Origin of the sequence: Flavobacterium kayseriense (genome assembly GCF_014305095.1) — a bacterium.
GTDB lineage: Bacteria > Bacteroidota > Bacteroidia > Flavobacteriales > Flavobacteriaceae > Flavobacterium > Flavobacterium kayseriense.
Genome location: NZ_JACRUI010000002.1, coordinates 612,689 through 638,775 on the forward strand (window position 1 = coordinate 612,689; position 26,087 = coordinate 638,775).

The 26,087-nt window shown below is 35.2% G+C and carries 23 protein-coding genes and 1 tRNA gene; 16 read left to right on the forward strand and 8 right to left on the reverse strand.

Annotation, left to right across the window (positions count from 1 at the left end):
• Positions 1-7 precede the first annotated feature (7 nt).
• Positions 8-757, forward strand: coding sequence for an MlaE family ABC transporter permease (locus H8R22_RS09155; protein ID WP_187010136.1), 750 nt, complete (start codon positions 8-10; stop codon positions 755-757).
• On the forward strand, positions 754-1,515 hold the full coding sequence (locus tag H8R22_RS09160; RefSeq protein WP_187010137.1) for an ABC transporter ATP-binding protein: 762 nt from the start codon (positions 754-756) through the stop codon (positions 1,513-1,515). The genes H8R22_RS09155 and H8R22_RS09160 overlap by 4 nt, the downstream gene beginning before the upstream one ends.
• Before the next feature lie 122 nt (positions 1,516-1,637).
• Here the strand turns inward: H8R22_RS09160 and H8R22_RS09165 are convergent, their stop codons facing one another.
• The 5 genes from H8R22_RS09165 to H8R22_RS09185 form a co-directional block, all read right to left on the reverse strand.
• Positions 1,638-2,303, reverse strand: a complete 666-nt coding sequence (locus H8R22_RS09165; RefSeq protein WP_187010138.1) for a hypothetical protein — start codon at positions 2,301-2,303, stop codon at positions 1,638-1,640.
• Positions 2,304-2,525: 222 nt separating this feature from the next.
• Positions 2,526-3,038 carry a hypothetical protein gene (locus tag H8R22_RS09170; protein WP_187010139.1) on the reverse strand — a complete coding sequence of 171 codons (513 nt, stop codon included), beginning with the start codon at positions 3,036-3,038 and terminating at the stop codon, positions 2,526-2,528.
• A 198-nt stretch (positions 3,039-3,236) separates the two neighbouring features.
• Positions 3,237-3,722, reverse strand: coding sequence for a hypothetical protein (locus H8R22_RS09175; protein WP_187010140.1), 486 nt, complete (start codon positions 3,720-3,722; stop codon positions 3,237-3,239).
• A gap of 300 nt (positions 3,723-4,022) precedes the next feature.
• A complete protein-coding gene (locus tag H8R22_RS09180; RefSeq protein WP_187010141.1) occupies positions 4,023-4,625 on the reverse strand; it encodes a SprT-like domain-containing protein in 603 nt (200 codons plus the stop codon).
• Between the two features lie 9 nt (positions 4,626-4,634).
• Positions 4,635-5,312 carry an SDR family NAD(P)-dependent oxidoreductase gene (locus H8R22_RS09185; protein ID WP_187010142.1) on the reverse strand — a complete coding sequence of 226 codons (678 nt, stop codon included), beginning with the start codon at positions 5,310-5,312 and terminating at the stop codon, positions 4,635-4,637.
• Between the two features lie 122 nt (positions 5,313-5,434).
• Between H8R22_RS09185 and H8R22_RS09190 the strand changes: the two genes are divergently transcribed.
• Positions 5,435-6,025, forward strand: a complete 591-nt coding sequence (locus H8R22_RS09190; RefSeq protein ID WP_187010143.1) for a GNAT family acetyltransferase — start codon at positions 5,435-5,437, stop codon at positions 6,023-6,025.
• Positions 6,026-6,115: 90 nt separating this feature from the next.
• Here H8R22_RS09190 and H8R22_RS09195 read toward each other — a convergent pair whose 3' ends face one another.
• Entirely contained in the window at positions 6,116-7,252 is a 1,137-nt protein-coding gene (locus H8R22_RS09195; protein WP_187010144.1) for an acyl-CoA dehydrogenase family protein, read from the reverse strand.
• Between the two features lie 90 nt (positions 7,253-7,342).
• Between H8R22_RS09195 and H8R22_RS09200 the strand changes: the two genes are divergently transcribed.
• The 7 genes from H8R22_RS09200 to H8R22_RS09230 all read left to right on the forward strand — a co-directional run bounded on the left by H8R22_RS09200 (position 7,343) and on the right by H8R22_RS09230 (position 13,367).
• On the forward strand, positions 7,343-8,413 hold the full coding sequence (locus tag H8R22_RS09200; RefSeq protein WP_187010145.1) for an anhydro-N-acetylmuramic acid kinase: 1,071 nt from the start codon (positions 7,343-7,345) through the stop codon (positions 8,411-8,413).
• A gap of 68 nt (positions 8,414-8,481) precedes the next feature.
• The gene (locus tag H8R22_RS09205) at positions 8,482-9,708 is read left to right on the forward strand and encodes a Glu/Leu/Phe/Val dehydrogenase dimerization domain-containing protein (protein ID WP_187010146.1); all 1,227 of its coding nucleotides are present in this window, start codon (positions 8,482-8,484) and stop codon (positions 9,706-9,708) included.
• A 226-nt stretch (positions 9,709-9,934) separates the two neighbouring features.
• Positions 9,935-10,639, forward strand: coding sequence for a MotA/TolQ/ExbB proton channel family protein (locus H8R22_RS09210; protein ID WP_187010147.1), 705 nt, complete (start codon positions 9,935-9,937; stop codon positions 10,637-10,639).
• 2 nt (positions 10,640-10,641) lie between these two features.
• Positions 10,642-11,034 carry an ExbD/TolR family protein gene (locus H8R22_RS09215; RefSeq protein ID WP_187010148.1) on the forward strand — a complete coding sequence of 131 codons (393 nt, stop codon included), beginning with the start codon at positions 10,642-10,644 and terminating at the stop codon, positions 11,032-11,034.
• 36 nt (positions 11,035-11,070) lie between these two features.
• The gene (locus H8R22_RS09220) at positions 11,071-11,868 is read left to right on the forward strand and encodes an energy transducer TonB (RefSeq protein ID WP_187010149.1); all 798 of its coding nucleotides are present in this window, start codon (positions 11,071-11,073) and stop codon (positions 11,866-11,868) included.
• A gap of 32 nt (positions 11,869-11,900) precedes the next feature.
• Positions 11,901-13,142: a bifunctional folylpolyglutamate synthase/dihydrofolate synthase gene (locus H8R22_RS09225; RefSeq protein WP_187010150.1), complete on the forward strand. Its 1,242-nt coding sequence runs from the start codon at positions 11,901-11,903 to the stop codon at positions 13,140-13,142.
• A gap of 150 nt (positions 13,143-13,292) precedes the next feature.
• Positions 13,293-13,367: transfer RNA gene (locus tag H8R22_RS09230), tRNA-Val, on the forward strand.
• Between the two features lie 275 nt (positions 13,368-13,642).
• Here the strand turns inward: H8R22_RS09230 and H8R22_RS09235 are convergent.
• Together H8R22_RS09235 and gldJ are read right to left on the reverse strand one after the other, a co-directional pair.
• On the reverse strand, positions 13,643-14,926 hold the full coding sequence (locus H8R22_RS09235) for a UDP-N-acetylmuramoyl-tripeptide--D-alanyl-D-alanine ligase (RefSeq protein ID WP_187010151.1): 1,284 nt from the start codon (positions 14,924-14,926) through the stop codon (positions 13,643-13,645).
• Positions 14,927-14,992: 66 nt separating this feature from the next.
• A complete protein-coding gene (gene gldJ / locus H8R22_RS09240) occupies positions 14,993-16,675 on the reverse strand; it encodes a gliding motility lipoprotein GldJ (protein ID WP_187010152.1) in 1,683 nt (560 codons plus the stop codon).
• A gap of 212 nt (positions 16,676-16,887) precedes the next feature.
• Between gldJ and porU the strand changes: the two genes are divergently transcribed.
• The 6 genes from porU (at position 16,888) to H8R22_RS09270 (ending at position 25,957) form a co-directional block, all read left to right on the forward strand.
• Complete coding sequence (gene porU / locus H8R22_RS09245; protein WP_187010153.1) at positions 16,888-20,721, forward strand: type IX secretion system sortase PorU; 3,834 nt, start codon at positions 16,888-16,890, stop codon at positions 20,719-20,721.
• A 39-nt stretch (positions 20,722-20,760) separates the two neighbouring features.
• A complete protein-coding gene (gene porV / locus H8R22_RS09250) occupies positions 20,761-21,957 on the forward strand; it encodes a type IX secretion system outer membrane channel protein PorV (RefSeq protein ID WP_187010154.1) in 1,197 nt (398 codons plus the stop codon).
• A 72-nt stretch (positions 21,958-22,029) separates the two neighbouring features.
• Entirely contained in the window at positions 22,030-22,512 is a 483-nt protein-coding gene (gene cdd / locus H8R22_RS09255; protein ID WP_187010155.1) for a cytidine deaminase, read from the forward strand.
• A 142-nt stretch (positions 22,513-22,654) separates the two neighbouring features.
• Complete coding sequence (pdhA, locus tag H8R22_RS09260) at positions 22,655-23,653, forward strand: pyruvate dehydrogenase (acetyl-transferring) E1 component subunit alpha (protein WP_187010156.1); 999 nt, start codon at positions 22,655-22,657, stop codon at positions 23,651-23,653.
• A gap of 2 nt (positions 23,654-23,655) precedes the next feature.
• Positions 23,656-25,323 (forward strand): pyruvate dehydrogenase complex dihydrolipoamide acetyltransferase, encoded by a 1,668-nt coding sequence (locus H8R22_RS09265; protein ID WP_187010157.1) that lies wholly within the window; start codon positions 23,656-23,658, stop codon positions 25,321-25,323.
• Positions 25,324-25,588: 265 nt separating this feature from the next.
• Entirely contained in the window at positions 25,589-25,957 is a 369-nt protein-coding gene (locus H8R22_RS09270) for a RidA family protein (protein ID WP_187010158.1), read from the forward strand.
• The last annotated feature ends 130 nt before the right edge of the window (positions 25,958-26,087 follow it).

The window sequence follows — 26,087 nt, forward strand, 5'->3', positions numbered from 1 at the left end:
CACTATTATGATGCTCATTCGATATATAACGCAATTAGGACGCTATTTTTTGATGCTAAAAGAAATTTTTAGTAAACAAACTAAATGGTCTGTGATGCGCAATCTTATTTTTAAAGAAATTGACGACCTTGTAATTGATTCATTAGGAATCGTTGCTTTTATCTCCTTTTTCGTAGGAGGTGTTGTAGCGATACAAACGGCACTGAATCTTACTAACCCCTTAATCCCAAAATACCTTATTGGATTCGCTACACGGCAGTCAGTGATTTTAGAATTTGCCCCTACTTTTATCTCTGTTATTATGGCGGGAAAAATGGGATCTTTCATTACTTCTAGTATTGGAACCATGCGTGTAACAGAGCAAATAGATGCACTGGAAGTTATGGGTGTTAACTCCTTAAATTACCTTGTATTTCCAAAAATTATCGCTTTATTATTGTACCCATTTGTGATTGGAATTAGCATGTTTTTAGGCGTTTTAGGAGGCTGGATGGCTGGTGTTTATGGTGGTTTTACTTCTAGCTCAGAATTTATTATGGGTGCTCAAATGGATTTCATTCCGTTTCATATTGCTTATGCTTTTATAAAAACTTTAGTATTTGCTATGCTTTTAGCAACAATCCCTTCTTTTCATGGTTATTATATGAAAGGTGGAGCTTTAGAAGTTGGAAAAGCAAGTACAGTGGCATTTGTATGGACATCAGTATGTATTATACTTTTTAATTATATATTAACACAATTGTTACTAGGAGCATGATAGAAGTAAAAAACATCGAGAAATCGTTTGGAGAAAGCAAAATTCTTAAAGGAATTTCAACCGTTTTTGAAACTGGAAAAACCAATCTGATCATCGGTCAAAGTGGTTCTGGGAAAACGGTATTATTAAAAAGCTTATTAGGTATTCACCGTCCCGAGGTAGGTACTATTGAGTTTGATGGACGTGTGTACGGCAATCTAGATGATGAAGACCGAAGAGAGTTGCGTACCGAAATAGGAATGGTATTTCAAGGTAGTGCTCTGTTTGACTCCATGACTGTAGCTGAAAATGTTGCTTTCCCGTTAAAAATGTTTACGCGAGATAATAAAGCCAAAATTAAAGAAAGAGTTGATTTTGTTTTACAAAGAGTAGCATTAACAGATGCTCATAACAAACTACCCTCTGAGATTTCAGGAGGAATGCAAAAAAGAGTTGCTATAGCGAGAGCTATTGTAAACAAACCAAAATATCTCTTTTGTGATGAACCCAACTCTGGACTAGATCCTAATACGGCTACATTGATCGACAACCTAATTAAAGAAATCACTGAAGAATATGATATTACTACCGTGATTAATACGCATGATATGAACTCGGTTATGGAAATAGGTGACAACATTTTGTTCTTAAAAAATGGTGTAAAAGCGTGGCAAGGTACTAAAGAGGAAATTTTTAGAACAGATAACGAAGCAGTCGTTGATTTTGTATACTCCTCTAACTTATTTAGAAAAGTAAGAGAAGCCTATTTAAAAGAGTAAATTAATAAAATAAGACAAGTTTATGAGAACCAACATATCGCACAAAAACAGCGGTATGCTCGTCTAAAAAAGTAAATATAAAAAAGTACAGTACTCAGTAAGACTACTGTACTTATTTTTTATTAAAACTTCGTTTTCAGGGAAAGAACCGCATTATCTATTGCCTCTTGAATAGAGTTGGTAAGGTTTTCATAGTCGTCACCTTTTTTCCAATTGCCTTTCATTTTTGCAATTGCTTGGAAAGTTTCTTGTTGCAAAAGTGAATTATTACTCAAGTCTACTAGTTCACTGCTAATGAGCACGTAACCTTGTTTATCTAATTCTATCATTCCATAATAGCTAACCAAAAGTCCGTATTTGACATTCAGATACAAAATTTCATCTACATTGTTTGTCGTTTTCAAATTTCTGAAATCTTTTTTACTGTATTTTACGTCAGAATTCGGTTTCTCAAATTTGTCTAAACCTTCATAATTTAATTTTTCGTTCAAAAATTCAAATTGCTTGTTTTTTGACTTTAAGATAACAGCAATCTCATTTTTTATTTTTTCTTGCACGTTAAACTTTGGCTCAATATTTTTTAGAGGCTCCGTAAATCTATTTCCGGAGGTTAGTGCCATATCCAGCAATCCCTGACCACCAGCTTTTGCCATTGAGATACTATCTACTTGCACAATTACACCGACTTTTTTCGAATTATAAAATTGTTGATTTAATGCAACAGTAGACACACAACTTGTCGCAACAACTAATAGCAACAAACTCATGGAAAATTTAAATAGTTTCATTAGTAGTAATTTGAGTTTATAAATTGGTTTTTTATCAAAAATCTCGTTTGGTTTTCATCAACTGCTTAGAACAATTGCGCTACTTTTATTCAGTTCGATGATGAATGTCTTTAGCGTTTTATTAGCACTATTCGTGCCATACCAAAACAGCATGTACTTTCCGCTTTACACAAAAAACAGTACATATATTTGCTGTATTATACACTATTTAGTTCTTAGTGATCAACTATAGAACAAAAGTAAATATAAAAATATTATTAGTAAAAACACATTAGACAATATGATATTTTGAAAGCCATTTTCAGATAATGTAGTGTTGAATTTTAAGTTCAGTAAACTAATAATCGAACATGCAAATAAACCAATTGCAATATAAAAGCAAGCGCCATTGGATCCAGACATCAGCTCTTTTGAATAGTCTTTAGTCATCGTTTTCACGCTGCTAATGCTTTGAAATAAATAACTTTCACTAATGATGATTTCATTTTCTTCGATATACGTTTTTGCTGTAGCAAACTCGTAACCTTTATGAGTGTGATATCGATACCCAATTAATTCTTGAGAACTCCTAGTGCTAAATTTTCCTCGTTTGTTTACTACAATTTTTTTATATTCTTTAATCCGATCGTTAATTTGTTTTTGTGGTAGTATAAATTGATCTGCCACAAATAAAATAAATAGAGGCGGAATTAAAAGCAATAACTTGAACGTTATTCTTGAATATTTTTCTTTCACAGGTTATTCTTACTTTACTATATTTTCTTTAGAATTTCTAATATCAATAGAAACTGACGGATAACGTTATTCCTATGAAAAATAGCTAGAAATTTGAAACGGCTAAATTTTCCGTTAAAGATAAAATTTCTTGTGAAACGTAAACATGAATTTACTAGAGAATTCACAATTGCGAGAAGCGGCTTTTTGCAAACGTATTTAATTAATTTGTTTCATTATTTTGCAACCTAATTCAAACCAACTTTTAGATTCTTTTTGAGGAAAAACAACTTCTCCGTTAAACCCTTCACCTTTTATTCCAATTTTACATTTTTCAGGGATGTTTTCCCCAAACTCCTTTTCAGCGACTTGGAATAAATCAACTCGATAATCATTCAGTAAGTGAAAGGCAGCTGACAATACTAGGCTACGTGGATCGTCTTCTTCGTCTGCAAGGTATTTAATCAATGCGTGTTCCTCAAAGAGCGATCTTTTAACTATCACCCCATCAAGCTCTTCGTCATTGTCAACACCTTCATCATCAATATCACTTGGCATTCTTGGGATATTATATAATTTGGACAATTTTTCAAAAGCCATAGCAGCTTGTTCTGTGAATGAAGTTACAGTGGATTCAATCTCAACTATTAAATCGTAAAGTTTTTTATCCGTATCAATCCAGTTTTGCACTAAATTTTCTTCCATTATTTTAAATGTGGTTAGGTGACTAATCTGTTTACTAACTAATAGCTATGATCAAATATATAGAACTTTTACCGCATACATTTTATATCGGGAAAGTTTTTTCTGAGGTTTTGTATTTATACTAAGCGTATTTATACTTCCAATCGCTTTTGCCCCTGACTGCAGCGGAAATCCCGCAGGCAGTAAAGCTGTTTTTTGTGGGAGTAGCAAAGCGACCAAAGGAAGCTATTGCTAGGACCTAACAAAAAAAGCGATACAACGGCGGATTGCAGCGTAAGGCAGGATTAGGCCCTAGAAAAATTAATGAAACGGGAGCAACTCTACCTCAGCATTTGGATTGAAAAGATACAAGCGACCGGTACTAATTTCCAGACATTCGTATCGCTTGGTACGAACTGCTATTTTCTTGAAAACTTTACCATTCTTGATTCGGAACACGCTACCATAGGGAATTTCGAATACATAGTTTTTGTCGTTTTGCTGGTCAAATTGCTTTAGCGCAAGTGACAAAGTCGTATCAGTATCGCTACTAGCGCTCGGGTTTCTAAAATGCCTAGCAAGCAAGGGTAACAATTGATTAGGGAAAATTTCGGGACGAATGTATGGCACCATTAGCTGCTGGAAAGTGTGCTTCCACTCGTGACCGTGTGGTTTTATGTTGCGACCGTACTTTTCGAAAGCTACCAAATGGGCAATCTCATGAATAAGGGTTATGAGAAACCGGTATTTATTAAGACTTCCGTTTACGGTGATTTCGTGCTTCCCGTTATGTCCTTTTCTATAATCGCCATGACGCGTAGCTCGTTCATTAACGATTTTTAAGTGCACACCATGAGTGACAATAAGCTCAAAGGCGGGCTTGACTGCGTGATCAGGTAGAAATTTAGCTAAGGTATCGCTCAAGGATTCTGTTTATGGGTTGGTAGAAGAAACTTGCAAGACTTTGCCGTTGAAATAAGCATTCCCAGTTAAGGTAAAATCATAAATGTACTTTGCCATTCCTTCGGCTGAAATAGGTGCTTGATATCCTGGAAAAGCTTCTTCGAGCATTTCTGTTTGTACCGATCCTAGCGCCAAAACATTAAAGGCAATTCCTTGCTCTTTGTACTCCTCAGCTAGTAATTCAGATAAAGTGATCACCGCGCCCTTACTTGAACTGTAAGCTGCTAAACCTGGAAACTTTAAACTTCCTTGGATACCACCCATCGAACTAATGGTGACAACGTGACTTCCTTTTGGTAAAAACGGAATACAAACTCGAGTTAAGTTAGCTACTCCAAACACATTTACTCTGTAAACGTTTTCAAAATCGGCTTGGGTAAGCTGCGCAAAAGGTTTGTTTACTAAACTTCCTGCGTTATGAACGATGGCATCTACTGTATTCCATGAGTTTGCTATAAAAGTTTCTACTGCTTGCACATCAGTCTCTATAGCTAAATCCAAAGATAAGCAACTAATGTTTTCATGCTCGAGAAGTGCTTTTGGGGTTTTTCTTGAAATGGCTAATACTTGATGACCTGCATTAGCAAATTGAAGCGCTAATTCATATCCTATTCCTCTACTCGTTCCGGTAACAATAATATTTTTCATAACACAAAAATAAACAAATCTAATAAAAATAGCACCATCAAAAAGGGTTCGTCTGTGAGATAAACTTTTACTATTATTTCTGTTTTTTTTAGTACTATTACAGGGTCAAAAATTTAACGGACATGATTACAAACACGATAGCACCATTAGTATTAAAAATTGCCGATCTATCCCATATTGAGGGTATACTAGCTTTGCAAGAATTATACTTAGTAGATAATTTATCTCAAAAAGAAAAGCAAGCAGGTTTTGTAACCACTCGGTTTACCACAGATCAACTCATCGCCATTATTGGTCAAAAAGGTTTATTTGTTGCGATAGATAACGATAAACTTGTCGCCTATATTTTTGCAGCTGACTGGAACTACTATTGCCAATGGCCAATATTTAGACACATGATTACTTGTTTTCCAAGTTTACAATTTAAAAATTTCAAAATAAATACTACCGATAGTTTTCAATATGGCCCTATTTGTATTCATGCTGACTACCGAGGCAAAGGACTTATCATTCCGTTTTTTGAATTCATGAGAAAGGAAATGGTAAAAAGCTTTCCGCTTAGTTTAACATTTATAAACAGAACAAATATAGCCTCTCTAAAGGCACACACGATAAAACTAAATTGGGTAATCATTGGTGAATTTGAATTCAACACAAATGAGTATTGCATACTTGCTTATGATATGAGCAAAAGTCTTTTACCTAACAATTAAAGAAACTACATAAAAGAAGAAAAAATACTAAAAAAAAGCCCTTTCTGATCACTTATCAGAAAGGGCTATATGAATTCATTTGAAAAGATACTATACTAAACCTCTAGAAATTACAATACGTTGAATCTCTGAAGTTCCTTCGTAAATTTGAGTGATTTTAGAATCGCGCATCATACGCTCTACATGGTATTCAGCAACATAACCATTCCCACCGTGAATTTGAACGGCTTCATTAGCTACTTCTAATGCAATTTCAGAAGCGTATAATTTAGCCATCGCACCAGAATGTGCAATATCCATTCCTGCATCTTTCTCACAAGCTGCTTTCATTACTAACAATCTAGCTGCAGTAACTTTTACATACATATCAGCTAATTTGAATGCAATTGCTTGGTGATTGAAAATTTCTTTCCCAAATGCTTTTCTTTCATGTGAATATTTCAAGGCAATCTCATAAGCTCCAGTTGCAATACCCAATGCTTGTGATGCAATACCTATTCGACCTCCGTTTAATACATTCATTGCGAAAGCAAATCCGAAACCATCTTCACCAATTCTATTTTCTTTTGGAACTTTTACATCATTAAACATTAATGAATGCGTATCTGAACCACGAATACCCATTTTCTTTTCTTTAGGACCTATATCAAAACCAGCCCATCCTTTTTCAACGATGAAAGCATTGATTCCTTTGTGTCCTTTTTCAACATCAGTCTGTGCAATTACAAGATAAGTCGATGCAGTTGAACCGTTAGTAATCCAATTTTTAGTTCCATTCAATAAGTAATGGTCTCCTTTATCAATAGCCGTTGTTTTTTGAGATGTTGCGTCAGAACCAGCTTCTGGTTCCGATAAGCAAAATGCACCTATAACTTCCCCTTTGGCAAGCGGCACTAAATATTTCATTTTTTGCTCTTCGTTACAATATTTTTCAATACCTGCACATACAAGCGAATTATTTACGGACATAATCACCGCAGCAGAAGCATCTACTTTAGCAATTTCAGTCATTGCAACCACATAAGAGATACTATCTAAACCAGATCCACCGTATTTAGGATCCACCATCATTCCCATAAAACCTAAATCGGCCATCATTTTCACCTGCTCAGTTGGAAATTTTGAATGCTCATCACGTTCAATAACTCCTGGTAATAATTCTGCTACAGCAAAATCTTTAGCAGCTTGCTGAATCATTAAATGCTCTTCGGTTAGATTAAAATCCATATACTTTTATTGTAAATTATTTGTTCTTAAATTTGTTCACAAAAGTAATTATTTTATCTCGCATTTCAAACGATTTCGTAATTTTAGCCAATGTTTAAAGAAAAGTATACTGTATTAGGAGTGATGTCCGGAACATCATTAGATGGAATAGATTTGGCACGCATTGTATTTACTATATGCAACAATAAATGGGAATTTGAAATCCTCGAATCCGAAACTGTATCCTACTCAACGCAATGGTTAAACAAATTAAAAACAGCTTTGTCGCTGACACATGAGGAGCTAGCGCATTTAGACAAAGATTATACCCAACTTTTAGCCGCAGTTATTAATGATTTTTTAAAAATAAAGAAAATAAAAAATCTAGATGCAATTTGTTCCCACGGACATACTATTTTGCACCAACCTCAAAAAGGTTATACACTACAAATAGGAAATCTACCCTTAATTGCTACTCTGACGAAAAATACAGTCATTTGCGATTTTAGAGTTCAAGATGTAAAGTTAGGAGGACAAGGAGCTCCATTAGTACCAATAGGTGATCAAATATTATTTTCTGATTATGAGTACTGCATGAATTTAGGAGGCTTTTCGAATATCTCATTTATAGAAAACGAAAAACGTGTTGCTTTCGATGTTTCACCAGTAAACACTATTTTGAATTATTATGCAACCTTATTAGGTTTTGAGTACGACAACAAAGGGTTAATGGCTAAAAGCGGAAAATGTCAAAACGATTTGCTTAATGAGCTGAACGAATTACCATTTTATAAATTGTCTTATCCCAAATCTCTAGGCTTTGAATTTGTAAAAGAAACGGTGCTGCCTCTGATGGAGCAGTACAATATTCCTATTGAAGACAAATTAAACACCTTTATAAAACACGTTGCATCTCAGGTATCGCGTGCACTAAATATCAAGGAAGGAAAAATGCTAGTTACAGGCGGAGGAGCGTACAATGATTTTTTAATTGAAAAAATCAAGGAGCAATTACCAGAAATGGAAATAATCATTCCTGATCGCAAAACACTAGAATTTAAAGAAGCATTAATTTTTGGTTTTCTAGGTGTACTAAAACTGCGTGGTGAAATAAATGTTTTAAGCAGCGTAACAGGTGCTATACACGATCATTGCTCAGGAAAAATCTACAATCAAAAATAATGAGTAAATTATATATTTCACATTATTCTATTTTTTATATTTGCTAAAAATAAACATATCGCAACAAAATGAAAGATTTACTGCATAAATTCGAAAATAAAGAACCAGAAATTGTTTTTAATTGGAAAGATCCAGAGACAGAAGCAGAAGGATGGACGGTGATCAACTCATTGCGTGGTGGTGCCGCCGGTGGTGGAACACGTATGAGAAAAGGACTTGACATGAATGAGGTTTTATCTTTGGCTAAAACAATGGAAGTTAAATTTTCAGTTTCTGGTCCTGCTATTGGTGGTGCTAAATCTGGAATTAATTTTGATCCGAATGACCCTAGAAAGAAAGGTGTACTGCAACGCTGGTACAAGGCTGTATCTCCTTTGCTTAAAAGTTATTATGGTACGGGTGGCGATCTAAATGTAGACGAGATTCACGAAGTGATTCCTATGACCGAGGAGTGCGGTGTATGGCATCCGCAGGAAGGTGTTTTTAACGGACATTTTAAACCTACTGAAGCTGACAAAATTAACCGCATAGGACAATTACGTCAAGGCGTAGTTAAAGTAATAGAGAACCCAAAATTCTCACCTGATGTAGCTAGAAAATATACGATCGCTGACATGATTACTGGTTATGGTGTAGCCGAAGCTGTTCGTCACTATTACAACATTTATGGTGGTGATGTAAAAGGTAAAAAAGCAATCGTACAAGGATTTGGAAATGTAGGATCAGCTGCAGCTTTTTATTTAGCTGAAATGGGGGCAAAAGTAATCGGAATTATTGACCGTGATGGTGGACTTATTAAAGAAGAAGGATTTTCATTTGATGAAATTAAAACTTTATTTTTAAACAAAGACGGTAACAAATTAGTCGCTGACAATATGATTCCGTTTGACGAAATAAACGAAAAAATATGGACCATAGGCGCTGAGATTTTCACACCATGCGCAGCATCTCGTCTTGTTGCTCAGTCACAAATTGACAGTTTAATTGCTAATGGACTCGAGGTAATTTCTTGTGGAGCAAACGTACCTTTTGCTGATACAGCTATCTTTTTCGGACCAATTATGGAAAACGTAGATAACAAGGTAAGTTTGATTCCTGACTTCATTTCTAATTGTGGTATGGCTCGTGTTTTTGCTTACTTCATGGAAAAGAAAGTAGAATTAACTGACGAAGCCGTTTTTCACGATACATCAGAAATAATTAAAAACGCCATTGAGAAAGCACATGCGATAAGCAGCTCTAAAACAAACATCAGTGCAACTGCTTTCGAAATAGCATTAAAACAGTTAGTTTAACACTTTATAACATAAATTTGAAGTAACAAACTTCTGTTACATTACGCATATTCTACAATCAGTTTGATAAAAATACAGCAACGTAAATTTATCAAACTGATTTTTTTTTACCAGATTACAAACGACTTTCAATAGTTTGTATCACTATGCATTTCTTTACCATTTTAATCTTAAAAACTAACAATTTTTATAATATATTAGCGTTTCAATAACAAAGAAAAATTATATGAGCCTATTGTTACAAGCAGATACTTTATCTGTTGCCAGTGAAAATTTAGCAGAAGCTGTTCCTGTTGAAAAAACATTATCCATCATTGAGCTACTAACTAGCGGAGGATTAGCAGGACAAATCATTATGGTCGCTTTATTCCTTATGTTTTTTGTCGCACTTTACCTTTACTTTGAACGCCTCATGGCCATTAATGCAGCCTCGCAAATTGACAGCAATTTCATGAGTCAGATAAGAGATAACATCAGAAATGGACGTATTGATAACGCTAAAATAGCTTGTGCACACTCTAAATCTCCTGTAGCGCGCCTAATTGAAAAAGGAATTTCACGAATTGGAAAGCCACTAGACGATATTAATACCGCAATCGAGAATGCTGGGAAACTTGAAATATATAAACTAGAAAAGAATGTGAGTATGCTAGCAACCATTTCAGGTGCTGGACCAATGACTGGTTTCCTAGGAACGGTAGTGGGTATGATACAAGCCTTCCATAAAATGGCTACTGCTGGTGGTCAAATTGAAGTTGGTGCACTTTCAGAGGGTATATACACCGCTATGACAACTACTGTGGTAGGACTTGTAGTAGGAATTATTGCTTATGTAGGATACAATCACCTAGTAGTTAAAACAGACAAAATTGTACATCAAATGGAAGCCAATGCAGTTGACTTTTTAGATTTACTTAATGACCCAGCATAATTATGAATTTAAGAGGACGAAATAAAGTTAGCGCTGAATTCAATATGTCATCCATGACAGACATTGTCTTTTTGTTATTGATATTTTTCATGCTAACTTCAACAATGGTTACAACTAATGCATTAGACTTAGTATTACCAAAAGCAAAAGGGAAAACAGATAGCAATAAAAATATAGCGGTAAGCATCAATAAAAAACTAGAATTTTTTATTGACAAAGAGCCTGTACTTGAATCAGAACTTGAGTCAAAATTACTTTCGCTTTTTACTGCTGATAAAACTAAAGCTATTATTTTACGAGCAGAAGAAGGCGTACCAATAGAAAAAGCAGTAAATGTTCTTGACATTGCAAACAGAAATCAAATCAAAGTAGTTTTAGCTGTAAGGCCAAAATAATAGGAACTACAGATAAAGAAAACCGATTCATTCTACATGAAATATTTAGAAACAAAAGAAGAAAAGAAATCATTTACAATCACATCAATTATTTTTGTGATTCTTTTTGCTTTGTTTTTCTATTTAGGATTAACTTCATTAGATCCACCGCCAGAAAATGGTATCGCCATTAATTTTGGCACTACTGAATTTGGATCTGGAGACATTCAACCTACAGAAGCCATTCAATCTGCTCCGCAACCTACTACTGCCAAAGCAGCTGCCTCAAGTGAAGATGAAATATTGTCACAAGATATCGAAGAAGCTGTAGTAATGAAAGCAGTAAAAAAAGCGCAACCCACAAAGCAAGTAGCCACCGAAGAGGTTAAACCTAAACCAAAGGAAAGCCCAAAGCCTTCACAAAGTACTTCTGATGCGCTCTCTAGCCTTATAAACGGCCCTAAATCTGACGGAAAAGCAAAAGGTGGAGAAGGATCAGATAACACGGCAGGAGACAAAGGAAGTATTAATGGAAATCCCTATGCCAATAGCTACTATGGATCAGGAGGAGGAACTGGTAACGGAAGCGGTTGGGGACTAAATGGTCGCAGTATAAGCTCTAGAGGAAAAGAGGTGCAAAAATGTAATGAATTTGGAACCGTTGTAGTTCAAATTACAGTTAACAGAAGTGGCAATGTAATTGCTGCTAAATACACCAAAGGAACAACTAATACAAATCCTTGCTTGGTAGAACCAGCTTTGGCAACAGCTAGAAAGTACAAATGGCAACCCGACTCTAACGCACCCGAAACACAAATAGGGTTTATTACGGTAAACTTTAAATTAGGCGAATAAACGGCATAATACTAGAAGTCAAAAATATAGAAATGAATTATCAAGAAACTACAGATTGGATGTTTAGTCAACTTCCAATGTACCAGCTACAAGGTGCATCGGCATATAAAAAAGACTTAACTAATACTATAGCACTATTAAATCATCTTGATAATCCACAACAAAGCCTACAATGCATTCATGTTGCCGGAACAAATGGCAAAGGATCTACCTCACACATGCTTGCCTCTATTTTGCAAGAAGCAGGATATAAAGTAGGATTGTATACCTCTCCGCACCTTATAGACTATAGAGAACGTATTAAAATTAACGGTACCGAAATCAGCGAAGAATTTGTTTGTGACTTTATAAACAATAACAAAACGTTTTTTGAAAATAACGACATTAGTTTTTTTGAAATGAGTGTAGGTTTAGCATTTTCTTATTTTGAAAAAGAAAAAATAGACATCGCTATAATCGAAGTAGGCATGGGCGGCAGACTTGATGCAACCAATATCATAACACCACTTGTATCCGTAATTACTAACATAGGATTAGATCACACACAATTTTTAGGAAACACAATCCCTTTAATAGCAAGAGAGAAAGCAGGTATTATTAAACCAAATACTCCAGTAGTAATAGGAGAATACACAAGTGAAACTACACCCGTTTTTCTTACTATAGCCAAGGAAAACCAAGCCGACATCTTTTTCGCATCAGATCTAATTGACAAAATTCACCAATCTGACCTACTGGGAGACTATCAGCAGCAAAACATAAAAACCGTTGTGCAGACGATAGCAGTATTAACAGCAACTACTCCGATTAAAGTAGATAGTAGTGCAATAATTACAGGATTACAAAGCGTAGTAAAAAATACAGGACTACAAGGAAGATGGCAACAACTTAAAGCTTCGCCTAAAACTATTTGCGATACCGCTCACAACAAGGATGGGTTAACGTATGTTTTAAACCAAATCAAGAAAGAAAAATTCAATCAACTACATATTATACTTGGCGTAGTCAATGACAAAGATTTGGCAGAGATTCTTCCCTTATTCCCTACAACAGCTATTTACTATTTTTGCAAGCCAAATATTCCTCGCGGACTCGATGCCGGACTATTAAGAGAAAAAGCAGAAGAATTTCAACTAAAAGGAGACATATACCCTTCTGTATCAATAGCCTATGAAACCGCTATCAAGAATGCTTTGCCTACTGATTTTATATACATAGGCGGAAGTACATTTGTTGTGGCTGAGCTACCTTTAGAAAAAGAAATTAAAGGTTAAAAAAATAATAATCTCAACATCTTATCATTCAAATACATATAATAAATATTAAAATAATCAAGAAAATAATAGCCTAAACATTTTGTAGAAACGAAAAACAGCTATATATTTGCACTCGCAATCAGGAAATGATAGCAACCTAGTAAAATAGGGCGATTAGCTCAGCTGGTTCAGAGCACCTCGTTTACACCGAGGGGGTCGGGGGTTCGAACCCCTCATCGCCCACAAAAAACTCCTTAAGAAATTAAGGAGTTTTTTTATTTTAAAGCAATAAGCTTTTAACGGATCAATAGGATTGAGTTCGTGTGAAGTTCAAAAGTTAGGAATTGCGCAAAAAGGTTAGATACTCCAAATCTAGATCAAGTACAAAAATCAAAGGCATTCACTTCCTAAACTACTTCAAAACAAAAAGCACTACAAATATTTAATCTCAGAATTAAACAAAAAGAGTGCATCAATATCTTATCAATGCACTCTTCCATTAGTGTAAAAATCTCTATTTAAAATAAGTTCAGAGTACGCTCTAAAGCCATACCTCTTGAACCTTTTATTAAAATTGTACTATTTTCCACTTTCAAATTTTTAAAATAATCCGAGAAGTTTTCGAAAGATTTAAAAAACATCTTATTTTCTGCTTCAATACTATTCGCGTAAAAATCGGGACCTATAAAGTAGCAGAGACAGTTATTCGCCTTTGATAATCTAGCAATAATCGCATTATGCTCCTCTAAACTATCATGCCCTAACTCAAACATATCACCAAGTACCATCACCTTACCATTACCTTCTAATTGAAGAAAATTATCTATTGCCACAGCCATACTACTAGGATTGGCATTGTACGCGTCAAGTATAATTTGGTTCGTTTCCTTTTTCAACATTTGTGACCTATTATTCTCTGGAACATAAGCTTCCAGTGCTTCTTTGATCTGCACATCATCAACTTTAAAGTATTTACCAATAGTTATAGCAGCATTCAAGTTATTTGCATTGTAAAGCCCTATTAAATGGGAAAAAATAGTTGTATAATCATAACGAACCGTAACAAAGGGATTAGCCTTTACATCAAGAATAGCAACATCCGCAGCCGCATTATTTAAACCAAAAGAATAGATCTTAATTTGATCCGACTTAAGCACCTGAATAGGATCGTCAAGATTCACAAAAACGAGTTTATTATTAGCCCTTAAGTTTTGATACATTTCACTTTTACCTTCAATAACCCCTTCTACCCCACCAAAACCCTCCAAATGCGCTTTACCAAAATTTGTTATGTATCCATAATCCGGATCAGCCAAACCACAAAGAAATTCAATTTCCTTTTTATGATTAGCGCCCATTTCTACAATCCCTATTTCAGTATTGGAAGTAAAAGACAATAAGGTTAAAGGAACACCAATATGGTTATTTAAATTACCTACCGTGGCTTTAGTATTGTATTTTTTAGCCAACACAACTTGTATCAGCTCTTTTGTTGTAGTCTTACCATTGCTACCTGTTAATGCGATAATTGGCAGCTTCAAATAAGCCCTGTGAAACTTCGCTAACGCCTGAAGCGCCACAAGACTATCTTCTACAATAACCGTACGGTCATCTATATAATAGGATTCGTTGTCAATAATAGCATAGCGCGCTCCTTTACTCAACGCTTCTGCGGCAAATGTATTTGCATCGAAATTATCACCCTTTATTGCTACAAATAAGCTACCTTCTCCAATTTTTCTAGTGTCGATAGAAACTGAATTGCACTTTAAAAACAAACTGTGAATAAAACTAATATCCATCTGTAAATGATTTAAAAATAAAAAGCCCTAATCAAAGGGCTTTTTAGTACTGTATTATAAAAAAAATTAATTTCTAGGTGTTTTTCTTTTCTCTGCTTTTGGACCAACTTTAGACATAGCACATCTAAAACCTATGTAATCTGTCGCCATGTCTTGCGGGAAATATCTCCTTTGAGCAGGGTCTAACCAGTAGGCTCTATCTCTCCAAGAACCTCCTTTATAAACTCGAACTTCATCGTTTATCAAAGTAGTTCTTTTGCTTGATCTATCATACTTTCTAACCATCAATCCCAAACTATCCGTTGTGACATTGTGCTTAGGAGAGTTATACATCTTATCTATCTTCTTATCAGCATCATCAGATTCTGATTCTCCAAAATTATAATACTTTGAAGATTGTTTATCACCGTCACGGTAATTCACATTATTACTTTTGCTAAAGTTTTGCCTTAAGTACGTTTCTTTTTCATCTACAGGAACTTGTGCGATCTGACCTGGAAAACTACGAACAATTATCTTACCATTACTCAAGGTATCTCTTTTCATGTTCTCTGTAGTAACTATCTCTACCTTGCCATCAGCTCCAATCTTATTTTTCGAGTACATATTACCTCTAAAATAATTGAAATCATTTCCTTCATTATCAATTATAGGACGATACACATCTAGTACCCATTCAGCAACGTTACCAGCCATATCATAAAGCCCAAAGTCATTTGCTGGATATTTTTTAACTTCATTTGTAATATCTGCACCATCATCTGACCATCCAGCTATTCCACCGTAATCACCATTACCTTGTTTGAAGTTAGCTAATTGATCTCCTTTAGATTGTCTTTTACCTGATCGAGTATAACTACCAGACCATGGATATTTTTTCTGCCCCTTATATATATTGTACTCTCTTTGACCAACATCTGCAGCTGCAGCGTACTCCCATTCTGCCTCAGTAGGAAGTCTATACTCTGGCAATAATATTCCTGATGAACGTTGAGCATAAACATTTTTAGGCTCAGCAACTGTACCATCTTTACCCGCTTTTGGTGATTTTCTTGCGCCCTTCGCCCCCTTTAACACAATTTCTTCATTACCACCGTAAGTCATTGTTGGAGCAGCTAAGTACGTATCTGTACTAAAAGTACTCTCTGCTGAAACGTCATTCGTTTTAGCATTTTTCTTTAAATATCCCTTTTTCTCAAGTATAGCTTCGTTTACACGATCTGTTCTCCATTTACTAAATTCAACCGCTTGAATCCAATTAACACCTACGACTGGGTAATCAGCATAAGAAGGATGTCTCAAGTAGTTGTTAGTCATGGTTTCATTATACCCTAATCTATTTCTCCATACCAAAGTATCTGGCGAAGCTCCTTCATAAATATATCGGTAACTTTCTTCTTCAGGGGGAAAAACTCCTTTTAACCAATCTAAATATTCTAAATACATAAAGTTGGTAACTTCTGTTTCATCCATGTAAAAAGATTGAACGTGCTGCTGAGTTGGAGTATTATTCCAATCATGCATCACATCATCCTGAACTTTACCCATGGTGAAAGTACCTCCTTCAACGAAAACTAGACCAGGTCCAGCTTCTTGCTTTTTAGCAGCTTGCATTTTTTTACTATCAACATTCCATCCTGTTCCTCTAGACGTATTTTTAGAACTAGACTTTTTACTACAACTAGCAAAACCTATGACCATAAGCATTGACAACATCAATCGTAAGGCTATAATTTTGTTTACTTTCATACTATTTATAAGGTGAGATTTTTAGGTGACGCAATATAATAATTAACCATTAACCTGCAATACCGAATTAATTAAATTTATCTTCTTGCTCTATATTAAGCAAATTATACAAATCAAACGCAAATTTATACTATTTATTATTTATTTTTCTAGTAAAAGACATATTTTTACCTAATTTAATAAATTATAATTCATACTATTTTACCAAAATAATGCGAAATTTATTTTTATGTATACTATTCTTACTTTCTATAAGCACACTAGCTCAAAATAGTGGCACGATAACGATTAAATGGAATCAAAAAACAGAAATGCAGTTTGGTGACAGTACCCTAAATATACCGCAATTCGAAGGTACATCGTACCTCTATGACACTCCTTCTAGAACCATTCTTTACAGTAGCACAATAAACATTAATACTTCGACCCAAAACAATAAAATAGTTTTGAGCGATATCGTTTATGAAAACATTTCAAATACACAACTAGGTGATTTACCTATAGAAAATATTCCCAGCACGCCAGAACCAAAACTTAGTACCTATACTGCACGAAATAGTACTCAAACTTTTTTCACAGTTTCACCTATTATAAATGATGAAACAGGCGTAAAGCGTATTACCTCTTTCTCATATCAATTAATAGGTAGTAACACATCTAAAACAACAGCAACGAATAGAACAAGTAGCGGAATAACAAACTCGGTGCTGGCATCAGGGGATTGGTATCGCTTTTATATCGAAAAATCAGGAGTCTATAAAATTTCAAAAAAATTCTTAGACGATTTAGGATTGAACACCAATTCTCTAGATCCCAAAAAAATTAGCTTGTACGGGAATGGAGGCAGAATGCTGCCATTATCCAATAGTATAGATTACCCTATTGACCTATTGGAGAACGCTATCAAAATAATAGGAGAAGAAGACGGCAAGTTCGACAATGAAGATTATATTTTATTTTATGCTGAAGGTATTGAAAATTGGAATTCAGAAAGCAACACAAATCTCAACTTGTACGACACCAAATCATACTACTATATTACAATATCTGGATCAAAAGGAAAAAGAATACAAGAATACAACCAACCTCAAGGCAATAGCACTCTTCAAATAAGCACTTTTGATGATTACCAGTTTCACGAACAAGACCTAATAAACATTAGTCGCTTAGGTAGACAATGGTTTGGTGAATCATTTGATTTTAATTCAGATCAAGAATTTACATTTAACTTTCCAAACATAGATAGCTCTGTACCACTAAAAATTAGAGCAACATTCGCAGCAGCAGCTTTCACACCTACCTCATTTACAGTAAATACAAATGGCCAAAATACAGCATCAATAAATATTGGTGCGATTACAGCAAATTCTGGCATTAATTTTAATACTGCATCTTTACCCAGTAATACGACAGCAACAGGCAGTGAAGCCACCAAAATTAAAATCTCCTACAACAACAATGGCGTTCCGGGTTCTAAAGGCTATCTTGACTATATAAGCGTAATTGCAAAGAGAAAACTACAAGGTTATGGTAAGCAATTCCGTTTTCAATATGATCTAGCAGTAAGCAGTTCAGGAATTGCCCAATACACTATTAATAATGCGGCAGGAATAGCGGAGGTATGGGACATCACTAATTTAGCAGACCTAACTAAGATAGAAAACAACAAACAAGATTCTTTTTCTTTTAAGTCCGAATTAGGAGTTATAAAAAAATATATCGCAATTGATCCTTTAGATTATTATAGTCCCTTAAAAGAAAATAGATCAAAAGTTACTAATCAAAACATTAAAGGAACTATTTTTAAAAACAACCAAGGGCTATTCACAGATGTTGATTATGTGATTATTACTCCGAATTCCTTAGTAACTCAAGCTGAAAAACTAGCTAATTTTCACCGGTCTTATTCAATGCTAAACGTTAAGGTTATTTCAACCGAGACAATCTATCAAGAGTTCTCTGCGGGAAAACAAGATATTGCAGCAATTCGCAACTGCATAAAGTATATATATGATAACGCATCAACACCAGACAAAAAACTAAAATACATTAACCTCTTTGGAGATGCTTCCTATGATTATAAAAATAGAACTCCAAACAACAGCAACATTGTACCAATATACCACGCTTTAAATAGTAATTCAATAGGAGAATCTTGTTTTGCCTCTGATGATTTTTATGGGTTAATGGACAGTAATGAAGGAAATATAATTTCATTTTTTGGAGGAATAGATATTACAGTCGGACGTATGCTCGTGAATGATGCCTTACAAGCGGACGAAATGGTTAATAAAGTTTTACAATACCATGATGCGAAGTCGTTAGGTAACTGGCGAAACAATGTTGTTATTATAGCTGATGATTCAGATATCACATCTGATGTAAGTATACAAAACAAACAAAACAATCTAGCTGATTTGATTACTGTTAAAAAACCATTTTTCAACATAAATAAAATTATTTTAGACTCATACACTCAGGAGGCATCTGCCGGAGGATTCCGTTATCCAAAAGCGAGAACCGACATATTCAATGCATTCGAAAAAGGGGCTTTAATCTTTAATTACCTTGGCCATGGAGGCGAGGACGGGCTTGCTTCTGAAAGAATTTGGGAAAAATCGGATAGTCAAAACTTAAACAATCAATTTAAATTCCCTTTATTCATTACTATTACTTGCGAATTTTCCCGTTTTGACAATCCGACTAGGCCTACGGCAGGAGAATTTACGTATTGGAATCCAAAAGGAGGCGCCATCGCCATGATTACCACTATTAGAGAAATATCACAATTTAATGGCGAAATTTTCAACGATAGACTTACCGCAAGTCTTTTATCATACGATTCTAATCAAGATGTGTCAATTGCAGAAGCCTTAAGAATCGCTAAAAACAACAATCCAAACTCCTCAACGAATGTTGTCTTTTACATAGGTGATCCCGCTATTAAACTAGCTATCCCGAAGCCAAAAATTAGGTTGACGAAAGTAAATGACATTCCTGTTTCTCAGCAAATAGATGACTTTAAATCCCTCGGACGAATTAAGCTATCTGGGGAACTAACCGACGAAAACAACAACCTACTAACGGATTACAATGGAGATGTTGCTACTGCTATATTTGATAAAAACATTACAAGAACAACCTTTAACAATGATAACAATAGTCCCGCTATGAACTTCACCACACTAGGAGAAACTATATTTAGAGGTAACGCATCAGTAGTAAATGGGCTGTTTGAGTTTAATTTTGTTGTACCTAGAGATATTAGAATCCCCTTAAATAATGGGAGAATTAGTTTTTACGCTACCAAATCAGGAACAAATGAGAACCAAACAGGGTACGATACAACAATAAAAATTGGAGGGATAAACGAAAATGCCGCTCAAGACAATATTAGCCCAAAAGTGAAGTTATATATGAATGATGACACATTTGTATCGGGAGGCATAACGAATAGTTCACCGTTTTTATTAGCATTACTTGAGGATGAAAACGGAATAAACACCGCTAGCGGAATAGGACACGATATAACAGCTGTTTTAGATGGAGATGTTAGTAATCCATTTGTACTGAATGATTACTATCAAACAGACACAAACGATTTCACTAAGGGCACCTTACGTTTTCCTTTAAGAAATATTGCTCCTGGATTACACACTGTTACCTTTAAAGTGTGGGATGTTTATAACAACCCAACAACAGTGGAGCTTCAGTTTTTAGTAGTTTCAGATGAAGGTATAACATTGACACATGTACTTAACTATCCGAATCCATTTGTAAATTACACTGAATTCTGGTTTACTCACAATAGACCATTTGAACCATTAGAGATACAGATACAAGTACTAACTGTTACAGGAAAAATTGTTTGGTCTAAAAACCAAGTAGTAACCACAGAAGGTTTTTTATCTAGAGATATTGTGTGGGACGGCAGAGACGATTTTGGAGAAAAAATAGGAAAAGGAGTTTACATCTATAAATTAACTGTAAAATCAAGCCTTACTAATAAGAAAGCAGAAAAGTTTGAAAAACTTGTAATACTTTAATAAAATACTATATTTGTTTAATGATTTTTAATATCCAAAATGAAAAAAATATTATTTTTATTGGCATGTGTACACTTACTTCAAGGCGTTAAAGCTCAGGAGAGAGTGATCACTACAGCAATCCCGTTTTTACTTGTTGCTGCTGATGCAAGAGCTGCAGGAATGGCAGATAATGGTGTCGCTACTTCAGCAGATGCATTTTCGCAACAGTGGAATCCTGCAAAATATGCTTTCGCTACTGACCAACAAGGTCTATCTGTTAGTTATACACCTTATTTAACAGGTTTAGCAAACGACATCTCGTTGGGCCAAGCGACCTACTACAACAAAATCAGTGAAAGAGCAGCCTTTGGAGGGAGTTTACGCTATTTTGGTTTTGGAGACATTGAATTACGTCAAACGAGTGACCCTACTGAAGATGTTAGAATAGTTTCTCCAAACGAATTTTCATTGGACGGATCATACTCTTTAAAACTAAGCGAGAAATTCTCTATGGCGGTAGCAGGCCGATACATTCGTTCTAACTTAAAAGTAGGTACCGATACTGGTGATGCAACAGCCGCAAATACATTTGGAATAGATATTGCTGGATTCTATCAATCGGAGGAGATAGCCTATGACCAATTTAACGGTAGATGGAGAGCTGGTTTTAATCTTCAAAACTTAGGTCCAAAAATAAGTTATGATAATGACGACATCAACACCAATTTCATTCCGGCTAATTTAAGATTAGGAACAGGATTTGACTTTATCTTAGATGACTATAATAAGGTGGGCTTAAATGTGGAAATAACTAAACTTCTGGTTCCAACGCCTCAAGTTGGTTACAACGGATCCACTTATACAGGAAAAGACATCAATAATGATGGCACTGTAGATGCAACAGATTTTGATCTTGCTACTCAAGATTACAAATCTATTGGCTGGGTATCTGGACTTTTCAAATCTTTTGGAGACGCACCTGATGGTGTAAAAGAGGAAATAAAAGAACTTACTTATTCTGTAGGAGCAGAATACTCTTATCAAGATTCATTTGCAATGCGACTTGGATATTTTCACGAAAGCCCTGAAAAAGGAGCGAGGAGATTTTTCTCATTAGGAGCTGGATTCAAATACACCTCTGTAAATATTGATGTCTCTTACTTATTTTCTGCTTCGAAAGTACCAAACCCACTAGAAAACACACTTCGTTTTTCTCTCACATTTAACTTTGGAGACAAATACGAAACCTATTAATTCAACCGATATTTTAAAATAATTATCCAAATTTCAGCTTATGAGATTTGGATTTTTTTTCCTTAACATACTATGAAAAACATTACCATTACAACTGACCTAACCGTATATAATTCAATAAACGAATTACCAAAAGCTACTCAGCAACTTCTGGAGCAGGCAATCGCTATCAGAAAAAAAGCGTACGCACCCTACTCAAAATTCAGGGTTGGTGCTGCTATTTTATTAGATAACGGAGAAGTTATCTTAGGATCTAACCAAGAAAATGCTGCATACCCTTCTGGACTATGTGCTGAAAGAGTAGCCATATTTTACGCTGGTTCTATGTATCCAGAAGCAAAAATTGTACAAATGGCAATTACCGCAGCCTCAGACACTACTAAAACCGAAACCCCTATTCCACCATGTGGCGCTTGTAGACAATCTATTGCTGAATACGAAATTAAGCAAGACAGTCCTATCGAAATATACTTTATGGGTGAATCTGGTGATATCTACAAGTCCAATTCTTTAAAAAACTTATTACCATTAATGTTTGATAAAAACTTCCTATAAAAAAACTAAAAATTGGCTTTTTAATTTTAGTTCTCAGTTGGAATGTCTTATTTTTGCGATTCGCAAACTTGGATGAGGAACTTTTTTGCGTTATGGGTACTAATTGATAACACAATAAAACTTTAGCAAAAGAACATTAGAGATGAAAGAAGTTACAAAAGAGGTATATTTAAAGTGGTATGAAGATATGCTACTGTGGAGAAAGTTTGAAGACAAACTTGCAGCGTTATACATACAACAAAAAGTAAGAGGTTTTCTTCACTTGTACAATGGCCAAGAAGCGGTCCTTGCCGGAGCATTACATGCAATGGATTTAACTAAGGACAAAATGATTACAGCTTATAGAAATCACGTACAACCAATTGGTATGGGTGTAGATCCTAAACGTGTAATGGCTGAACTTTTAGGAAAAGTAACTGGAACCTCTAAAGGAATGGGTGGTTCTATGCATATTTTCTCTAAGGAGCACCGTTTTTATGGTGGTCACGGAATCGTAGGAGGACAAATCCCTGTAGGAGCTGGTCTAGCTTTTGCTGATAAATATTTTGAAACTGGAGGAGTAACGATGACCTATTTTGGTGATGGTGCTGCTCGTCAAGGTTCACTACACGAAGCTTTTAACATGGCTATGCTATGGAAGTTACCAGTAGTTTTTATTGTAGAAAACAATGGTTATGCTATGGGAACTTCAGTAGAAAGAACTGCAAATCACACAGATATCTGGAAATTAGGTTTAGGATACGAAATGCCTTGCGGACCAGTTGATGGAATGAATCCTGTAAAAGTTGCTGAAGCAATGACTGAAGCAATTGACAGAGCACGTCGTGGAGACGGCCCAACTTTCTTAGAAATGAAAACGTATCGTTACAGAGGACACTCTATGTCTGATGCCCAATTATACCGTTCAAAAGAAGAAGTGGAAGAGTACAAAAAAATCGATCCAATTACACAAGTTTTAGATGTAATTATGGAAAACAAATATGCTACCGAAGAAGAGATCGAAGTTATTGAACAAAGAGTGAAAGACCTAGTTCAAGAATGTGTAGATTTTGCTGAGGAATCAGATTACCCACCAGTACAGCAATTATACGATGTTGTATACGAACAAGAAAACTATCCATTTATCCCACATAAATTATAATTATGGCAATCAAAGTAACAATGCCCCGATTAAGCGATACTATGACGGAAGGAACGGTAGCGACTTGGCTTAAAAATGTAGGAGATAAAGTAAGTGAAGGAGACATCCTAGCTGAAATTGAAACAGACAAAGCAACAATGGAATTTGAGTCTTTCAACGAAGGAACTCTTTTACATATAGGAATACCTGCTGGCGAAACAGCTCCAGTTGACTCTCTATTAGCGATCATTGGTGACGAAGGAGAAGATATTTCGGCACTATTGGCTGGAGGAGATGCTGCACCAAGCGCAGATTCAAAAGAAAAATCGACTGAAGAAACACATAAAGAAGATACAAAACAAGAGGATGCACCATCAAAATCTGCGGCATTACCAAAAGGAGTGGTTGTAGTAACGATGCCCCGTTTGAGTGATACAATGACAGAAGGAACTGTGGCTACATGGTTGAAAAAAGTAGGAGATAAAATTACCGAAGGAGACATCTTAGCCGAAATCGAAACAGATAAAGCTACTATGGAATTTGAGTCTTTCAACGAAGGGACTCTATTATACATAGGAATCGAAGAAGGAAACACAGCACCAGTTGACAGCTTATTAGCTATCATTGGACCTGAAGGCACGGACATATCAGGAATCGCATCCAACTTTAAAGCAGGCGGAAAAGCTGAAGAAAGTGATAGCGCTTCAAACGATCCAAAACAAGATAATGCCGCGACTCCTGCTGCAGTGACTCAAGAAGAAAGTACTGACGGAAAAAGAATTTTGGCCTCTCCACTAGCAAAGAAAATTGCTAACGATAAAGGTATTCAATTAAATCAAGTTAAAGGTTCTGGTGAAAACGGACGTATCATCAAAAGTGATGTCGAAAACTTCCAGCCATCAACAGCATCGACTACTCAAACAGCTGCAAAAACAGAAACAGGTGCAAAAACAGAAGCAGTAGCAGCTTCACCCGCAGCTGCACCAAAAGTATTTGTTCCTGCTGGAGAAGTATTTACTGAAGAGATCAAGAACTCGCAAATGCGCAAGATTATTGCTAAAAGATTAGCTGAATCATTATTTACAGCGCCTCATTACAATTTAACTATTGAAGTTACAATGGATGATGCTATGCAAGCAAGAACAGCAATCAATAGCCTTCCTGATACCAAAGTTTCATTCAATGATATGGTCATCAAAGCATGTGCTATGGCTTTGAAAAAACATCCAAAAATCAACTCTCAGTGGAAAGAAGAGGCAATTACTATTAATCACCATGTGAATATTGGTGTTGCAGTAGCTGTAGAAGATGGCTTAGTAGTTCCTGTATTGAAATTCACAGATGCAATGAGTTTATCTCAAATTGGCGGAAGCGTAAGAGACTTAGCAGGAAGAGCAAAAAACAAAAAATTACTACCTACAGAAATGGAAGGAAGTACATTTACAGTTTCTAATCTAGGAATGTTTGGAATCGTAGAATTCAACTCTATAATTAACCAACCTAATTCTGCTATACTATCTGTAGGAGCAATTGTACAGAAACCAGTCGTTAAAAATGGCCAAATTGTTGTAGGCAACACTATGATGCTTTCACTAGCTTGTGACCACCGTACCATCGATGGTGCAACGGGAGCACAGTTTTTACAAACATTGAAACAATACATCGAAAGCCCGGTAACTATGCTTGCATAAACACTAATTACTAATAAAACCAAACCCGTCTTGAACTTTCTTGACGGGTTTTTTATTAGGGCATGACCTCTCTTTCACTACCGTTATAGCGAAGCCGGGCTTTGCACTATATCTTTTACTTCACTACGTTACATAAAAGGATGCCATTGCAATCCCTCATGCAAACCAACACTATCTTCACTACCATTCTGTATCAACAATATATAAAGAGAATTGAATACAAATTTACCCTAAGATTATTTTAAATTACCTAAACATTTTCCAAATGAAAAAACAATTTATCGACCCTAATGAAGGTTTCTCACAAGCAGTCATGACAGAAGTTAACAACAGCAAAACAATTTATATATCAGGACAAGTAGGAGAAGGCAACAATTTAGAAAGTCAAACAATAGCAACTTTTCAAAACTTAGAGAAACAATTAACCAATTGTAATGCAAATTTTAAAAATGTGGTAAAAATGACCACCTACATCGTAAATTTTAATCCAGAAAATGATTTACCAATCTACAGAAAAATAAGAAAAGATTTTTTAGGAGACGAAAATTATCCGGCTAGCACATTAGTTGGTGTAACAATTCTAGGAAAAAGAGAATGGTTAATTGAAATAGAAGCGATAGCGATAATCGGGTAAAAAACAATTATTATAAACCTGTAAACTACTTAGTTTTTTCCTCTAATTGTTGTTGAAGAGTATTAAAATTAATAAGCTTCAATTTTATAAATGGATACAATGGAATTAACTCCTAAACAATACCCCTTCC

Excerpts from the sequence above, each read along its gene's own strand:
- H8R22_RS09235 (WP_187010151.1), bottom strand. The coding sequence starts at position 14,926 with ATGGATATTAGTTTTATTCACAGTTTGTTTTTAAAGTGCAATTCAGTT.
- H8R22_RS09190 (WP_187010143.1), top strand. The coding sequence starts at position 5,435 with ATGATTACAAACACGATAGCACCATTAGTATTAAAAATTGCCGATCTA.
- H8R22_RS09160 (WP_187010137.1), top strand. The coding sequence starts at position 754 with ATGATAGAAGTAAAAAACATCGAGAAATCGTTTGGAGAAAGCAAAATT.
- H8R22_RS09165 (WP_187010138.1), bottom strand. The coding sequence starts at position 2,303 with ATGAAACTATTTAAATTTTCCATGAGTTTGTTGCTATTAGTTGTTGCG.
- H8R22_RS09210 (WP_187010147.1), top strand. The coding sequence starts at position 9,935 with ATGAGCCTATTGTTACAAGCAGATACTTTATCTGTTGCCAGTGAAAAT.
- H8R22_RS09155 (WP_187010136.1), top strand. The coding sequence starts at position 8 with ATGATGCTCATTCGATATATAACGCAATTAGGACGCTATTTTTTGATG.
- cdd (WP_187010155.1), top strand. The coding sequence starts at position 22,030 with ATGAAAAACATTACCATTACAACTGACCTAACCGTATATAATTCAATA.
- H8R22_RS09225 (WP_187010150.1), top strand. The coding sequence starts at position 11,901 with ATGAATTATCAAGAAACTACAGATTGGATGTTTAGTCAACTTCCAATG.
- H8R22_RS09200 (WP_187010145.1), top strand. The coding sequence starts at position 7,343 with ATGTTTAAAGAAAAGTATACTGTATTAGGAGTGATGTCCGGAACATCA.
- gldJ (WP_187010152.1), bottom strand. The coding sequence starts at position 16,675 with ATGAAAGTAAACAAAATTATAGCCTTACGATTGATGTTGTCAATGCTT.
- porU (WP_187010153.1), top strand. The coding sequence starts at position 16,888 with ATGCGAAATTTATTTTTATGTATACTATTCTTACTTTCTATAAGCACA.
- H8R22_RS09205 (WP_187010146.1), top strand. The coding sequence starts at position 8,482 with ATGAAAGATTTACTGCATAAATTCGAAAATAAAGAACCAGAAATTGTT.
- pdhA (WP_187010156.1), top strand. The coding sequence starts at position 22,655 with ATGAAAGAAGTTACAAAAGAGGTATATTTAAAGTGGTATGAAGATATG.
- H8R22_RS09195 (WP_187010144.1), bottom strand. The coding sequence starts at position 7,252 with ATGGATTTTAATCTAACCGAAGAGCATTTAATGATTCAGCAAGCTGCT.
- H8R22_RS09175 (WP_187010140.1), bottom strand. The coding sequence starts at position 3,722 with ATGGAAGAAAATTTAGTGCAAAACTGGATTGATACGGATAAAAAACTT.
- H8R22_RS09185 (WP_187010142.1), bottom strand. The coding sequence starts at position 5,312 with ATGAAAAATATTATTGTTACCGGAACGAGTAGAGGAATAGGATATGAA.
- H8R22_RS09265 (WP_187010157.1), top strand. The coding sequence starts at position 23,656 with ATGGCAATCAAAGTAACAATGCCCCGATTAAGCGATACTATGACGGAA.
- porV (WP_187010154.1), top strand. The coding sequence starts at position 20,761 with ATGAAAAAAATATTATTTTTATTGGCATGTGTACACTTACTTCAAGGC.
- H8R22_RS09270 (WP_187010158.1), top strand. The coding sequence starts at position 25,589 with ATGAAAAAACAATTTATCGACCCTAATGAAGGTTTCTCACAAGCAGTC.
- H8R22_RS09220 (WP_187010149.1), top strand. The coding sequence starts at position 11,071 with ATGAAATATTTAGAAACAAAAGAAGAAAAGAAATCATTTACAATCACA.
- H8R22_RS09215 (WP_187010148.1), top strand. The coding sequence starts at position 10,642 with ATGAATTTAAGAGGACGAAATAAAGTTAGCGCTGAATTCAATATGTCA.